Source organism: Thauera aromatica K172, from assembly GCF_003030465.1.
Classification (GTDB): Bacteria; Pseudomonadota; Gammaproteobacteria; order Burkholderiales; family Rhodocyclaceae; genus Thauera; species Thauera aromatica.
Map to the genome: position 1 here is coordinate 1,112,115 of NZ_CP028339.1, position 13,244 is coordinate 1,125,358.

The window sequence follows — 13,244 nt, forward strand, 5'->3', positions numbered from 1 at the left end:
TCGGGGGAACGTGGCCGGTCAGTGGCAGGCGCACGCGCCGCTGCCGCCGGCGCAGGGCGGCGCCGCCGCCGGGGCGGGTGCGCTCGGCGCAGCGCCGCCCTTGAAGTCGGTGGCGTACCAGCCGCTGCCCTTGAGCTGGAAGCCGGCGGCCGACAGGAGTTTGGTGTACCCCTCGGTGCCGCAGGACGGACAGGAGGACAGCGGTGCGTCGCTCATTTTCTGCAGATGTTCCTTCTGGAAACCACAGCTTGGGCAACGATATTCATAAATGGGCATGACGAGCTCCCGAAGACAAGTGCGCAAGTCTAACGCAATGCAGCATAAGGAAAAAGCGAAGCCCGTGAACACCGGGCGCGCAACCGAAATGGGGGTGGCACGGCCGGGTTTCAAGGAGGGGGCGGGCGTTGCGCGAGGGGGGGAGGGCTAGAACAGACCCAGGTAACGCGTGGTCAGGGTCTCACCCCACAATAGTGCGATCAGGCCGGCGGCGCCGAGATAAGGGCCGAACGGAATCGGCACGTTGCGGCCGTGGCGCGCGAAGGCGATCAGGGCGATGCCGACGATCGCCCCCACCAGCGAGGATAGCAGGATGGTGAGCGGCAGCACCTGCCAGCCGAGCCAGGCACCGATCGCCGCCAGCAGTTTGAAGTCGCCGTAACCCATGCCCTCCTTGCCGGTGGCGAGCCTGAACAGCCAGTACACCGTCCACAGGGCGAGATAACCGGCCATGGCGCCGATGACCGCGCTGTGCAGGTCGGTGAATACGCCTCCGGTGTTGAACGCGAGGCCCAGCCACAGCAGGGGCAGGGTGATGCTGTCGGGCAGCAGCTGGGTGTCAAGGTCGATGAAGCTCAGCGCCACCAGCGCCCAGATGAACGGCAGCGCGCCGAGCGTGGCGGTGCTGGCACCGAAATGCCAGGCGGCCACGCCGGAGAGGGCGGCGGTGCAGAGTTCGACGACCGGGTAGCGCTTGCTGATTCCGGCGCCGCAGTGCCTGCAGCGGCCGCGCAGGAAGATGAAGCTGAGCACCGGGATGTTTTCCAGCGCGGACAGGCGGTGGCCGCAGTGCGGGCAGCGCGAGCGTGGCGTGGCGAGGTTGAAGCGCGCAGCTTCGGGCGCCGGCTCGCCGCGCAGTTCGGCGGCCTGGGCGTGCCAGTCGCGCTCCATCATCTTCGGCAGGCGATGGATGACGACGTTGAGGAAGCTGCCGACGAAAAGCCCGACCAGGCTCAGCAGCGGGACGAGAACGAACGGTTCGTGCAGGAGTTCAGCCATGGATCACACGACCGAGCCGAGCTTGAAGATCGGCAGGTACATCGCGACCACCAGGCCGCCGATGATGGTGCCGAGGAAGACCATGATCAGCGGCTCGAGCAACTGCGACAGGCCGGCGACGGCGTCGTCGACTTCCCGCTCGAAAAAATCCGCGACCTTGCCGAGCATGGAGTCGAGCTGGCCGGATTCCTCGCCGATCGACACCATCTGCACCACCATGGCCGGGAACACCGCTGCGTTCTGCATCGCGACGGTAAGGCTGGTGCCGGTGCTGACGTCGCTCTGGACCTGCCGGGTCGCGGTCAGGTAGACGTGATTGCCCGAGGCGCCGCCCACCGAGTCGAGGGCTTCGACCAAGGGCACGCCGGCGGCGAACATCGTCGACAGGGTGCGTGTCCAGCGGGCCACGGTGGCCTTGCGGATGATCGGGCCGACCAGCGGCAGATGCAGCACGATGCGATCGACGGCGATCTGCATTGCGCTCGAGCGCTTGTAGCTCCAGGCGATCGCGAGCACGGCCGCGAGCAGCGCTCCGAACACCAAATACCAGTAGGCGACGAAGAAGTCGGACATCGCGATCACCATCAGCGTGGGGGCCGGCAGGTCGGCGCCGAAGCTGGAGAATACGTTCTTGAACTCGGGAATCACGAACAGCATCATCACCGAAATCACCAGGCCGGCAACCACGACCACGGCCGCGGGGTAGAACAGGGCCGACTTGATCTTGCTCTTGATCGCGAGGATCTTTTCCTTGTAGGTGGCGATGCGGTCGAGCAGGCTGTCGAGGATGCCCGCCTGCTCGCCGGCGGCGACCAGGTTGGTGAACAGCTTGTCGAAGTGCCGGGGGTGTTTGGCGAATGCCTGGGACAGGCTGGAGCCGGTCTCGACGTCGTTGCGGATCTCGTTGAGCAGGCGCGACAGTGCCGGATTGCCCGACCCTTTCATGGCGATGTCGAAGGCCTGGAGCAGGGGCACACCGGATTTCATCATGGTGGCGAGCTGGCGGGTGAACAGGGCGATTTCCTTGTCGCCGATGCGTCGGCCGCGCGACAGCTTCTGCTTGCGCACCTTGCTCACCCGGATGCCCTGGCGGCGCAGCATGGCCTGGACCATGGCGTCGCCGCTGGCGCGCATTTCGCCGCGGATCAGCTTGCCCGTCTTGTCCCTGCCTTCCCAGCTGTACAGGTCTTCCTTCGGGCCCGTGCCGCGCACTGCCCGGCTTGCTGTCGCCATGAGTCGAACGTCCTTTATTCGTTGGTCGAGGCCAGCACTTCGGCGAGCGAAGTGATGCCTTGCTTCACTTTCAGCAGGCCCGACTGGCGCAGATCGCGCACGCCCTCGCGCGCGGCCTGCGCGGCGATGTCGATGGAGTTGCCGCCGGTCATGATGATGTGGGCGATCTGCTCGCTCACCGGCATGACCTGGTAGATCCCGACCCGGCCCTTGTAGCCGCTGCCCTGGCAGCGTTCGCAGCCGACCGGCCCATAGGCCTGCCAGCTGCCGTCGAGCTCGGCGGCGCTGAAGCCGGCTTCGAGCAGCGCCTCTTCCGGGATGTCCGCGGGCTTCTTGCACGAGCACAGGCGGCGGGCAAGGCGCTGGGCGGTGATCAGGATCACCGAAGAGGCGATGTTGAACGGGGCGACGCCCATGTTCTTGAGGCGCTCGAGCGTGCTCGGGGCATCGTTGGTGTGCACCGTGGACATCACGAGGTGGCCGGTCTGTGCCGCCTTGACCGAGATCTCGGCGGTTTCGAGGTCGCGGATCTCGCCCACCATGATGATGTCCGGGTCCTGGCGGAGGAAGGCGCGCAGCGCCGTGGAAAAGGTGAGGCCGGCTTTTTCGTTGATGTTGACCTGGTTGATTCCGGGGAGGTTGATTTCGGCCGGGTCTTCCGCGGTCGAAATATTGGCGCCGGGCTGGTTGAGCAGGTTCAGGCAGGTGTAGAGCGACACCGTCTTGCCCGAGCCGGTGGGGCCGGTGACGAGGATCATGCCGTAAGGACGGTCGATCGCTGCGAGCAGGGCTTCCTTCTGGTCGGGCTCGTAGCCGAGGGCATCGATGCCGAGCATTGCCGAGCCGGGATCGAGGATCCGCATCACGATCTTTTCGCCGTGCAGGGTCGGCAGCGTGGATACGCGGAAGTCGATCGCCCTGTTCTTCGACAGCGCCAGCTTCATCCGCCCGTCCTGGGGAATGCGCTTTTCCGAGATGTCGAGGCGCGAGACGACCTTGATGCGGGCGGCGATCTTGTCCTTGAGCACCAGCGGAGGCTGGGCGATGTCGCGCAGGACGCCGTCGGTGCGCACGCGGATGCGGTAGTACTTCTCGTACGGCTCGAAGTGGATGTCGGAGGCGCCTTCGTTGATGGCATCGATCAGCACTTTCTGGATGAAACGCACCACCGGCGCGTCGTCGACTTCCGAAGTGTCGTCTTCGTCGGGCGGGTGCTGCGCGCCTTCCTGGTGCAGCAGGTCCATGTCGAAGGCTTCACCGGTGAGCTCCCGGAGCGTATCGGCGGCGCTTTCGACCAGCGCGTCGACGGCGCGCCCGAGCTTGTCGGCTTCGGCAATCACGAGGTCGAGCTGGAGACCGGTCTGGAAACGGATCTCGTCGAGTGCACGGATGTTCGACGGGTCGGCGATTGCGAGGGTGAGGCGGTTCTGACGCCGCGCCAGGGGCACGACCTGATGCTTTTGCATCAGCTTGCGATCGACGGCTTCGCGGGCGAGGGCGGCGGTGTCGAAGGTGGTGATGTCGAGCAGGGGGTAGCCGAAAGTTTCGGCAGCGAAGGCGGCCATCGCCGCGCTGCTCATGAGTCCGCGCTGGGCGACTTCGCGGATGAAAGCGTTGCTGCCTTCTCCGCTGTGTGCGGAGCAGGCGAGGGCATCGGTTTCCTGCAGATGCCCGTGCTGGATCAGCGCCCTGGCGAGGCCGCTCAGGGACGGTTTGGAGCTTGCCGCCATGCCGTGCTCTCGACTCGATAGCGGGCGATGTTGCACGCCGCCCCCGGCCTTGTAAAGGCCTTCGCGGGCGCGAAGGAGAAGGAGGGGCTCATCGTCCGCCGCCGTCTCCGAGCGGGCGGAACAGGCGTGCGGTGCGCACCCGGCGGTCCTGGGTCTGCACGACTTCGATCGGAATTTCGGCGATCTTCATCGACACCCCGGTTTCCGGGATGTCCTGCAGATGCTCGAGGATCAGTCCGTTGAGCGTCTTCGGTCCATCGGTCGGCAGGGCGAGGTCGAGCCTGCGGTTGAGTTCGCGCAGGTTGGCGCTGCCGTCGACCAGCACGCTGCCATCCTCGTTCCAGGCCAGGCGGCCGGCGGCGGCGGGCATGCTGGTGGTGAATTTGCCGATCAGCTCTTCGATGATGTCTTCCAGGGTGATCAGGCCGAGGATCTCGCCGTACTCGTCTACGACGAAGGCGAGGCGCTGCTGGTTTTCCTGGAAGAACTGGATCTGCGAATACAGCGGGGTGTCGGCAGGCACGTAGTATGGCTTGGCCAGCAAGCCGCGGATGCGCTCGACGGAGAATCCGTCCTCGAGCGTATCGTTGAGCAGGCGGCGCTGGTGCAGCACGCCGATCACCTGTTCGCTGTCGCCGTCGTGCACGGCGAGGCGGGTGTGAAAGCTGGTGGCGATCTGGCGGCGCAGTTCGGCCTCGGTGGCGGAGAGGTCGATCGCCTCGATCGCGCCGCGCGGGGTCATCACGTCCTCGACCGTGATGCTCTCCAGATCGAACAGGTTCACCAGGATGCTGCGGTGCTTGTGCGGAATGAACTGGCCGGACTCGAGCACCATCGCACGCAGCTCTTCGACCGACAGCGCGGTGTGGTTGTCTTCCCGGGGCTGCAGCCGGAGCAGCCACAGCAGGCTGCGCGAAAATAGATTGACGAACCAGATCGCGAAGTAGAACACCCGCAGCAGGGCCGAGAGCGGAAAGGCAAAGATCGGGGCGAGGCGATCGGCGTGGGTGGCGCCGATCACTTTCGGGGTGATCTCGGAAAATACCAGAATGGCAAAGGTGACGAGCAGGGTGGCGATTCCCAGAACCCAGCGCTCGTCACCGAAAATCTCCAGCGTAATGACGCTGACCAGGGTCGCGGCGGCGGTGTTGACCAGATTGTTGAACAGCAGGACCACGCCCAGCAGGCGGTCGGTCTTGCCCAGCAGCTCGATTGCGAGGCGGGCACCCCGATTGCCCTGGCCGGCGAGCGAACGCAGGCGGTAACGGTTCGCCGCCATCATGACCGTCTCGGACATGGAAAAGGCGCCCGAAAGTACGAGTAGCACGACCAGGGCGATGAATTGGGCCGTCAGGCTGATGTCCGGCACGAGAGGCGGGGAAAGTCGCGGGGCCCCGAGTATTGGGGCGCCTCAGAACGCTGTCAACAAAGCCGGGCGGGGCAGATGCCAGCGCGATACGGCAGCTTGCGGAGACGGTTGTGGCAGGAGATGGTCAGGCAGGAGGCGCTCAGGAAGCGCGCTCGAGCACGACTTCGATGACGAAACGGCTGCCGAGATAGGCCAGCACGAGGGCGGTGAAGCCCGCCAGCGTCCACCGCAACGCCACCCGTCCGCGCCATCCCCAGCGCCAGCGGCCGAGCAGCAGCACGCCGAAGAGAAACCACGAAACGAAGGCGAAGACGGTCTTGTGGTCGACCCGGAAAGGCTGGCCGAAAAGCGTCTCGGAGAACAGCACGCCGCTGGCCAGGGTGAGGGTGAGCAGCACGAAGGCGATTGCGATCAGGCGGAACAGCAGCGCTTCCATCGTCAGCAGCGGCGGAAGTCCGGCGAGCAGGCGGCTGAAGCGGGCACTGTGGAGCTGGCGTCCGGCGATCGACATCAGCATCGCGTGCAGGGCCGCCAGCGTGAACAGGCTGTAGGCCAGCATCGCGACCACGAAGTGGGCGCGAAAGGCAGGAGAGGCTGCGTTGACGAGCACATGCTCGCCAGGGAAGATCAGCGGCACCAGGCTGGCCAGCGCACCTGCAGGCATGGCGGCCGCGTGCAGGCCGTCGAGCCGGGTATAGAGCGTTTCCACCCAGTAGAAGCAGATTGCCAGCCACACCATCAGCGATACCGCAACACCGAAGCCGAAACGCATTTCGCTGCCGGGGAAGATTGCCTCGTGCAGGACATAGCCATGAGCGAGCACGGCGACGAGCAACACCAGGCGCTGTCGCCCCGACAGGCATTCCCGCGCCCCTTCCGGTGCGGCGCCGAGCAGGCAGCTGCGCCAGAACAGCACGCCCAGTCCGGCGTAAAGCGAGGCGGGAACCAGATGAAGTAGAATGGTCTGCATATGTAGCCGCAGTTTACTCCAAGTCACCGCGCCAAGGCCTTTCCGAACATGCTCGACAATCTCACCCAGCGCCTGTCCAAAGTCGTCAAAACCCTCCGCGGCCAGGCGCGCCTGACCGAAGAAAACATCCAGGAGGCGATGCGCGAGGTGCGTATGGCGCTGCTCGAGGCCGACGTCGCATTGCCGGTGGTCAAGGACTTCGTTGCCCGGGTGAAGGAAAAGGCGGTCGGTCAGGAGGTGGTCGGGTCGCTGACGCCGGGCCAGGCCCTGGTCGGGGTGGTGCATGACGAGCTGAAGGCGTTGATGGGCGGCGCGCACGAAGGTCTCGACCTGTCCACCCAGCCTCCGGCGGTGGTGCTGATGGCAGGCCTGCAGGGCGCGGGCAAGACCACCACCACCGGCAAGCTCGCCAAACTGCTGCACGAGCAGCAGAAGAAAAAAGTCCTGGTGGTGTCGGTCGACGTCTATCGCCCGGCGGCGATCGAGCAGCTGAAGACGGTGGCGGCGCAGGCCGGCGTCGGCTTCTTCCCCTCGTCGGTGGACCAGAAGCCGGTCGATATCGCGCTCGCCGCACTCGACTACGCGCGTAAGCACCACATCGACGTGCTGCTCGTGGACACCGCCGGCCGCCTCGCGGTGGATGCGGCGATGATGGCCGAGATCAAGGATCTGCACGCCGCGGTCAAGCCGATCGAAACCCTGTTCGTGGTCGATGCGATGCTCGGCCAGGATGCGGTCAACACCGCGCGCGCCTTCAACGAGGCGCTGCCGCTCACCGGTGTGGTGCTGACCAAGCTCGACGGCGATGCGCGTGGCGGTGCGGCGCTGTCGGTGCGCCACGTCACCGGCAAGCCGCTCAAGTTCGCCGGCGTCGGTGAGAAGCTTTCCGGGCTCGAGCCCTTCCACCCCGACCGGATGGCCAGCCGCATCCTCGGGATGGGCGACATCCTCGGCCTGGTCGAGGAGGCGCGCCGCGGAGTCGACGAGGAGAAAGCCCGCGTCTTTGCACAGAAGTTGAAGAGCGGCAAGGGCTTCGATCTCAACGACTTCAAAGAGCAGATCGCCCAGATGCGCAAGATGGGCGGGCTGGCGTCGATGATGGACAAGCTGCCGGCGCAGTTCGCCCAGGCCGCCGGCAAGCTCCAGGGGGGCGCCGAGGAAAAGGCCATCTCCCGCATCGAGGGCATCATCAACTCGATGACGCCGCTCGAGCGCGCCAAGCCGGAGGTGCTCAAGGCCAGCCGCAAGCGCCGCATCGCCGCCGGTTCCGGGGTCACGGTGCAGGAGGTCAATCGCCTGCTCAACCAGTTCGAGCAGACGCAGAAGGTCATGAAGCAGTTCTCCAAGGGCGGCATGCAGAAAATGATGCGCGCGATGAAGGGCATGATCCCGGGCGGCCTGCCGGGTATGCCCCGGTGATGGGAGGCAGGTGGTCGTGAAGGAGATTCTCGTTGCCTTCGGTCGCGCCGGCCGCAGTTTGCTGCGGCGCGACATCTTCTGGCACCTGCTGTGGCCGGGTGTGGTTGCGATGCTGGTGTGGACGGTGGTTGCGGTGCTGGCGTGGACGCCGGTCACCGAGGGCCTGTTCGCCTGGGTGAACGGCTGGTCCTTCGTTGGCGGCTGGCTGTCGGCTTCGGATGCGGCGGCGGTGACGATGCTGGTGCTGATCAAGATCGCCGTCGCCTTGCTGGTGGTGCCCCTGGTCTATGTGACCGCGGCCTTGCTGGTGGCCACCGTTGCCTTGCCGCTGATGCTGGAGCGGATCGGGCGCACCGACTACGCCGAACTCGAACAGCGCCGCGGCGGCTCCAACTTCGGCAGCGCGTGGAATTCGGTCGTCGCCGGCCTGCTGTTCCTGCTCGCGCTGCTGGTGTCGCTGCCGCTGTGGCTGATCCCCGGCGTCGGTCTGCTCGCCTCGGTGGTACTCACCGGCTGGCTCAACCAGCGCGCGTTCGGCTACGACGCGCTGATGCTGCACGCCGACAAGGATGAACTCCAGCGCCTGCGCGGCGACCGCAGGCCGCAGATGCTGCTGCTCGGCGGCGGCTCCGCGCTGCTGGCCTACGTTCCCTTCGTCAACCTGGTGGCGCCGGCCTATGCCGGTCTCGCTTTCGTGCATTACCTGCTCGAGGCCCTGCGCCGCCACCGCCTGCAGCACGGCATCAGCGTGCTCGATGCCGCTCCCGCCCCCCTCCCGCGGAAGATTTCATGAACTTCGGTGCCCTGATCATCGGCGACGAGATCCTTTCCGGCCGCCGCAGCGACAAGCATCTGTCCCGCCTCATCGAGCTGCTCGCTGCGCGCGGGCTGAAGCTGGCGTGGGCGCGCTACGCCGGTGACGACCCCGTCCGCCTGTGCGAGACTTTGCGCCAGACGTTCGCCAGCGGCGACGTGGTGTTCAGCTTCGGCGGCATCGGCGCGACGCCGGACGATTGCACGCGTGCCGCGGCGGCGGCCGCGCTCGGCCTGGAACTGGCCCTCCATCCCGCGGCCGAAGCCGAGATCCGTGCCCGCTTCGGTGACGAGACTACGCCCGAGCGCCTGCAGATGGGCGTGTATCCGGTGGGCAGCGACATCATCCCCAACGGCTACAACCGCATCCCCGGCTTTTCCATCCGGCAGCACTATTTCGTGCCCGGCTTTCCGGTCATGGCCTGGCCGATGGTGGAGTGGGTGCTGGACACGAAATATGCCCAGCTCCACCACGCCGAAGACTATGTCGAACAGGCACTGACGGTGTGGGACGTCTACGAAGGCCAGCTCATCGGCCTGATGCGCGAGGTCAGCGACGACTTTCCCGAGGCCACCCTCTTCAGCCTGCCCACATTGGCCGAAGAAGGACGGCGGCGCTCACTGGAACTGGGCATGAAAGGGCCGGCGGCCGCTGTCGCCGCGGCGATGGCGCGGATCCGGGAGACACTTTCGGCGCGCGGGCTGGAGTGGCAGGACAAGCGTTGAACGTGCGCCGGGAACGGAAAAAAGGCGAGGCGGTGGAGCTGCCGCACGCGATGGTGATCGACGGCACGGCGGTGGACCTGGTGCTGCGTCGTTCGGCGCGCCGTTCCTTCGCCCTGCAGATCGACCATCGCGGCGCGCGCGTGGCGGTGCCGCTGCGCACTTCGCTGCAGGAGATCGAGCGTTTCGTCCACAGCCACGGGCGCTGGCTGCTCGATCGGCTGAAGGCGAGCGCGGAGGCGGCACGGGCACCGGTGCTGGAAGTCGCGGACGGGGTGCAGCTGCCGCTGTTCGGGTGTCCGCTCAGGCTGCGCCTGCGCGAAGGCGGCAGAACGCAGTGGCGGGCGGCGCTCGACGGTGGGGAAGAACTCGTGCTCCCGCTTGGGGGCGATCCATCGCGTGCGCTGCTGCGCGCGCTCCAGGCCCGGGCGCTGCCCTGGTATCGCGGGCGGGTGGCGGAGTATTGCCATCGCCTCGGCCTGAAGCAGCCACCGGTGCGATTGTCGAACGCGGTGACGCGCTGGGGCAGTTGCAGCAGCCGCTCGGGGATACGCCTGCACTGGCGACTCATTCACCTGCAGCCGGGGCTGATCGATTACGTGGTGGCCCACGAAGTGGCGCATCTGATCGAGATGAATCATTCCCCGCGCTTCTGGGCCGTGGTGGAAGACGTCTATCCGAACTGGCGCGCAGCGCGTTCGGCGCTGCGCGCGGTCGCGCCGACCCTGCCGGTGATCGGGGCGCGCAGCGCACCGGGCCGCGGCGCGGCGGCAGGCTGAGCCGGTCCGCGCTGCCGCCCGTCCTCCGCCATCCTTCTTTCCATCCTCCGACCAAGGAGAATTTCATGCGGATTCTGCACACGATGCTGCGCGTCGGCGATCTGGAGCGTTCCCTCGCGTTCTATACCGAAGTCCTGGGAATGCGTCTGCTGCGTCGCCAGGACTACCCGGACGGCAGGTTCACGCTGGCCTTCGTCGGTTACCAGGACGAACAGGACGCAGCGGTGCTCGAATTGACGTACAACTGGGGCGTGGATGCCTATGAGGCGGGTAACGCCTACGGCCATATCGCGCTCGAAGTGCCCGATGCGAAGAAGGCCTGCGACGAGATCCGCGCCCGCGGCGGCAAGGTGGTGCGTGAAGCCGGGCCGATGAAGCACGGTTCGACCGTGATCGCGTTCGTCGAAGACCCCGACGGCTACAAGGTGGAGTTGATCGAGCGCCGGGACTGAACTCCGGCGCTGCGCGCTCACATCGGTGTGGCGGCCGTTCGCGCGTTCCCGTGCGCTGGCGCTGGAGTGTCACGAAAGCGTGCGTGGATGGCGAGCACCTCATTCCAGCGGTGGAGGAAGGCATCCACGCAGCGGCGGTCGAAGTGGCTGCCGCAGCCGGCGCGCAGGAGTGCGATGGCGCGTGAGAACCGCCATGCTGGTTTGTACGGGCGTGCCGAAGTGAGCGCATCGAAGACGTCGGCCACCGCGACGATGCGCCCGGCGAGGGGAATCGCCTCGCCGGAGAGCCCTTGCGGGTAGCCGCTGCCGTCGAGCTTTTCGTGGTGCGACAGGGCGATGGTCGCCCCCAGGCGGAGAATGCTGGAGGAGGAGTCCTTCAGGATGTCGTAGCCAATGCGGGGATGGCGCTTCATGATGGCGAATTCATTCTCGGTGAGCTTCCCGGCCTTGAGCAGGATGTCGTCCGGGATACCGAGCTTGCCGACGTCGTGCATCGGCGCGGCCATCAGCATGGTTTCGGCGAACTCTTCAGGATAGCCCAGGGCGCGTGCGATCAGCGCCGAATAGTGTGACATGCGCTGGATGTGGGCACCGGTTTCCGGATCGCGGAATTCAGCCGCGCGCGCCAGCCGGGTGATTGTTTCACGCTCGCGCTCGAGGATTTCGGTGGTGGCGCGGCGCACTTCGGCCGCCAGGCTGGCCGTACGCTGGCGGGTTGCGAGGTGGGCGCCGCGCAGTTTCAGCATGTTGCGCACCCGCGGCTCGAACTCGTGGGTGTCGAAGGGTTTGGTCAGGAAATCGTTGGCGCCGCATTCAAGCGCCTGGTAGCGCACCCGGCGATCGTCGCTGGCGGTCACCATCAGGATCGGAAGATCGTCGCTGTCGCGGCGGGCGCGGAGATGGCGGATGAATTCCAGTCCGTCTATCTCGGGCATCCTGTAGTCCACGATGACGAGGTCGGGGTCGTTGGCGTCGCACCATGCCAGCCCCTGGAGCGCGCGCTCGAACGCCACCGGGGTCGCGCCGGGCAAGCGGCCGACGAGCCGGGCCATCAGCGTGAGGTTGAGCGGCGAGTCATCGACGATGACGACGTTCATCGGTTGACCGGGCGGGATCGAAACGCCGTCATCGTGACCCCGACGAATGCCGGGGGCGAGGAAATAAGTCGCGGAGCAGAAAAGAAAAATGGCGCCGTTTTGCGGCGCCATCCCATGCTCAGTCGGGGAGCGCGACCTTGTTGTCGGCGCTGAACTGGTAATCGTGGAACACGTGCTCGGCGCTCAGGATGCGATAGTCGCCGTTGTCGTCGCGGCGCGAAGTGTCCTTCAGGCGGTAGGTGTAGTGACCGCAGGTCCAGCAGTCGAAGTTGCGCATGTGGGTGCACAGGCAGGTCTTGTCCCGCACCTTCACTTTCTTCGCGTCCGGATGCGCCGCCACTTCGCGGTTGTAGGCATCGATGTACTGGCAGTTGCCGTGCGAGTCGAGCAGGTAGCCAAAAGCCTCGCAGTTGGGGCGGATTCCGCTGCCGATCGCCGGGCTGCTCTTGAGCATGCGCATCGGGTAACCGGTGGGGGAGATCTGGTTGACCTCGATCTCGCTTTCGCTGGCCTTGAAATAATGCTGCTTGACGTCGTCGGGCAGGCCGCATTCCTGGGTGACGGTGAAACGCGTCGCCACCTGCACCGCAGCGGCGCCGGCCTCGAGGAAAGCGACCGCATCGCTTCCGGTGAAGATGCCGCCGGCCGGAATCAGCGGAATGTCGAGCTGCTGCTCGCGCATCCAGTCGCGGATCTCGGCGACGATGGTGGCGAGGTCGTACTGCGCCCAGTCCATGCCAAAGCCCAGATGGCCGCCGGCGAGCGGACCTTCGATCACGACGAAATCGGGCAGGCGGCCGGTGCGCGCGCTTTTCTTCAGGAACAGCTGCAGCGCGCGCAGCGAGGAGACGATGATGCCGAGCTTGACGTCATGGAAGCGGGGATGATCCTCGATCAGCGCGAACGAGCCGAGGTGCAGGCCGGCCGCCAGGGTGATGCCGTCGATACCATGGTCCATCGCGGTCCGCAGGCGTACCCGGAGGGTGTCCCGCGGACTGTTCATCGTCAGCTTTTCCATGCAGTTGATGAACACCAGGCCCGGCCCGCGCTTGGCTTCCATCGTGCGCCCGACATGGGTCGCGGTGGCCTCGGCGATCAGGCCGAGGTCGAACTGCACCACCGATTTGTCGGTGTTGGCGACGTTGAACTTGTATTGCTGGAGCTTGTTCTTGACGTACTTGGTGTTGTAACGGCGGTCCGAAACCGTGGGCAGCATCGCGTCGGAGATGTGACCGACCCCGCCCAGACGGGCGGCCTCCAGGGCAAGATCGGCGGTCGAGATATCGACTCCCATCCCTCCTACCATGATCGGTACCAGTTCCTGCGAGCCCAGCCGCAGGCGAAAATCATCCACGCGCTTCATTGATTCAGTGTCCGTTGTATC

Annotated in this window: 13 protein-coding genes; 5 read left to right on the forward strand and 8 right to left on the reverse strand. The window is 66.0% G+C overall.

Annotated features, from left to right (window positions below; all coding sequences use genetic code 11):
• Positions 1-18: 18 nt before the first annotated feature.
• The 6 genes from Tharo_RS05350 to Tharo_RS05375 all read right to left on the reverse strand — a co-directional run bounded on the left by Tharo_RS05350 (position 19) and on the right by Tharo_RS05375 (position 6,577).
• On the reverse strand, positions 19-276 hold the full coding sequence (locus Tharo_RS05350; protein WP_107220307.1) for an FmdB family zinc ribbon protein: 258 nt from the start codon (positions 274-276) through the stop codon (positions 19-21).
• Between the two features lie 147 nt (positions 277-423).
• Entirely contained in the window at positions 424-1,275 is an 852-nt protein-coding gene (locus Tharo_RS05355) for a prepilin peptidase (protein WP_107220308.1), read from the reverse strand.
• A 3-nt stretch (positions 1,276-1,278) separates the two neighbouring features.
• On the reverse strand, positions 1,279-2,508 hold the full coding sequence (locus Tharo_RS05360; protein WP_107220309.1) for a type II secretion system F family protein: 1,230 nt from the start codon (positions 2,506-2,508) through the stop codon (positions 1,279-1,281).
• Between the two features lie 14 nt (positions 2,509-2,522).
• On the reverse strand, positions 2,523-4,238 hold the full coding sequence (gene pilB / locus Tharo_RS05365) for a type IV-A pilus assembly ATPase PilB (RefSeq protein ID WP_107220310.1): 1,716 nt from the start codon (positions 4,236-4,238) through the stop codon (positions 2,523-2,525).
• A gap of 88 nt (positions 4,239-4,326) precedes the next feature.
• The gene (locus Tharo_RS05370; protein ID WP_107220311.1) at positions 4,327-5,607 is read right to left on the reverse strand and encodes an HlyC/CorC family transporter; all 1,281 of its coding nucleotides are present in this window, start codon (positions 5,605-5,607) and stop codon (positions 4,327-4,329) included.
• A 139-nt stretch (positions 5,608-5,746) separates the two neighbouring features.
• Positions 5,747-6,577, reverse strand: coding sequence for a cytochrome C assembly family protein (locus Tharo_RS05375; RefSeq protein ID WP_107220312.1), 831 nt, complete (start codon positions 6,575-6,577; stop codon positions 5,747-5,749).
• Positions 6,578-6,625: 48 nt separating this feature from the next.
• Between Tharo_RS05375 and ffh the strand changes: the two genes are divergently transcribed.
• The 5 genes from ffh to gloA all read left to right on the forward strand — a co-directional run bounded on the left by ffh (position 6,626) and on the right by gloA (position 10,763).
• Positions 6,626-7,996, forward strand: coding sequence for a signal recognition particle protein (ffh, locus tag Tharo_RS05380; RefSeq protein ID WP_107220313.1), 1,371 nt, complete (start codon positions 6,626-6,628; stop codon positions 7,994-7,996).
• 16 nt (positions 7,997-8,012) lie between these two features.
• Complete coding sequence (locus tag Tharo_RS05385) at positions 8,013-8,789, forward strand: EI24 domain-containing protein (RefSeq protein WP_107220314.1); 777 nt, start codon at positions 8,013-8,015, stop codon at positions 8,787-8,789.
• The gene (locus Tharo_RS05390; protein ID WP_107220315.1) at positions 8,786-9,535 is read left to right on the forward strand and encodes a competence/damage-inducible protein A; all 750 of its coding nucleotides are present in this window, start codon (positions 8,786-8,788) and stop codon (positions 9,533-9,535) included. The genes Tharo_RS05385 and Tharo_RS05390 overlap by 4 nt, the downstream gene beginning before the upstream one ends.
• Before the next feature lie 50 nt (positions 9,536-9,585).
• Positions 9,586-10,311 (forward strand): M48 family metallopeptidase, encoded by a 726-nt coding sequence (locus tag Tharo_RS05395; RefSeq protein WP_107222322.1) that lies wholly within the window; start codon positions 9,586-9,588, stop codon positions 10,309-10,311.
• A gap of 65 nt (positions 10,312-10,376) precedes the next feature.
• The gene (gloA, locus tag Tharo_RS05400) at positions 10,377-10,763 is read left to right on the forward strand and encodes a lactoylglutathione lyase (protein ID WP_107220316.1); all 387 of its coding nucleotides are present in this window, start codon (positions 10,377-10,379) and stop codon (positions 10,761-10,763) included.
• 17 nt (positions 10,764-10,780) lie between these two features.
• Here the strand turns inward: gloA and Tharo_RS05405 are convergent, their stop codons facing one another.
• Positions 10,781-11,860 carry an HD domain-containing phosphohydrolase gene (locus tag Tharo_RS05405; RefSeq protein WP_107220317.1) on the reverse strand — a complete coding sequence of 360 codons (1,080 nt, stop codon included), beginning with the start codon at positions 11,858-11,860 and terminating at the stop codon, positions 10,781-10,783.
• 118 nt (positions 11,861-11,978) lie between these two features.
• Positions 11,979-13,223 (reverse strand): nitronate monooxygenase, encoded by a 1,245-nt coding sequence (locus Tharo_RS05410; protein WP_107220318.1) that lies wholly within the window; start codon positions 13,221-13,223, stop codon positions 11,979-11,981.
• Positions 13,224-13,244: the final 21 nt, after the last annotated feature.

Coding starts and splice junctions, on each gene's coding strand:
- Tharo_RS05350 (WP_107220307.1), bottom strand. CDS start 276: ATGCCCATTTATGAATATCGTTGCCCAAGCTGTGGTTTCCAGAAGGAA.
- Tharo_RS05355 (WP_107220308.1), bottom strand. CDS start 1,275: ATGGCTGAACTCCTGCACGAACCGTTCGTTCTCGTCCCGCTGCTGAGC.
- Tharo_RS05360 (WP_107220309.1), bottom strand. CDS start 2,508: ATGGCGACAGCAAGCCGGGCAGTGCGCGGCACGGGCCCGAAGGAAGAC.
- pilB (WP_107220310.1), bottom strand. CDS start 4,238: ATGGCGGCAAGCTCCAAACCGTCCCTGAGCGGCCTCGCCAGGGCGCTG.
- Tharo_RS05375 (WP_107220312.1), bottom strand. CDS start 6,577: ATGCAGACCATTCTACTTCATCTGGTTCCCGCCTCGCTTTACGCCGGA.
- ffh (WP_107220313.1), top strand. CDS start 6,626: ATGCTCGACAATCTCACCCAGCGCCTGTCCAAAGTCGTCAAAACCCTC.
- Tharo_RS05390 (WP_107220315.1), top strand. CDS start 8,786: ATGAACTTCGGTGCCCTGATCATCGGCGACGAGATCCTTTCCGGCCGC.
- Tharo_RS05395 (WP_107222322.1), top strand. CDS start 9,586: ATGGTGATCGACGGCACGGCGGTGGACCTGGTGCTGCGTCGTTCGGCG.
- gloA (WP_107220316.1), top strand. CDS start 10,377: ATGCGGATTCTGCACACGATGCTGCGCGTCGGCGATCTGGAGCGTTCC.
- Tharo_RS05405 (WP_107220317.1), bottom strand. CDS start 11,860: ATGAACGTCGTCATCGTCGATGACTCGCCGCTCAACCTCACGCTGATG.
- Tharo_RS05410 (WP_107220318.1), bottom strand. CDS start 13,223: ATGAAGCGCGTGGATGATTTTCGCCTGCGGCTGGGCTCGCAGGAACTG.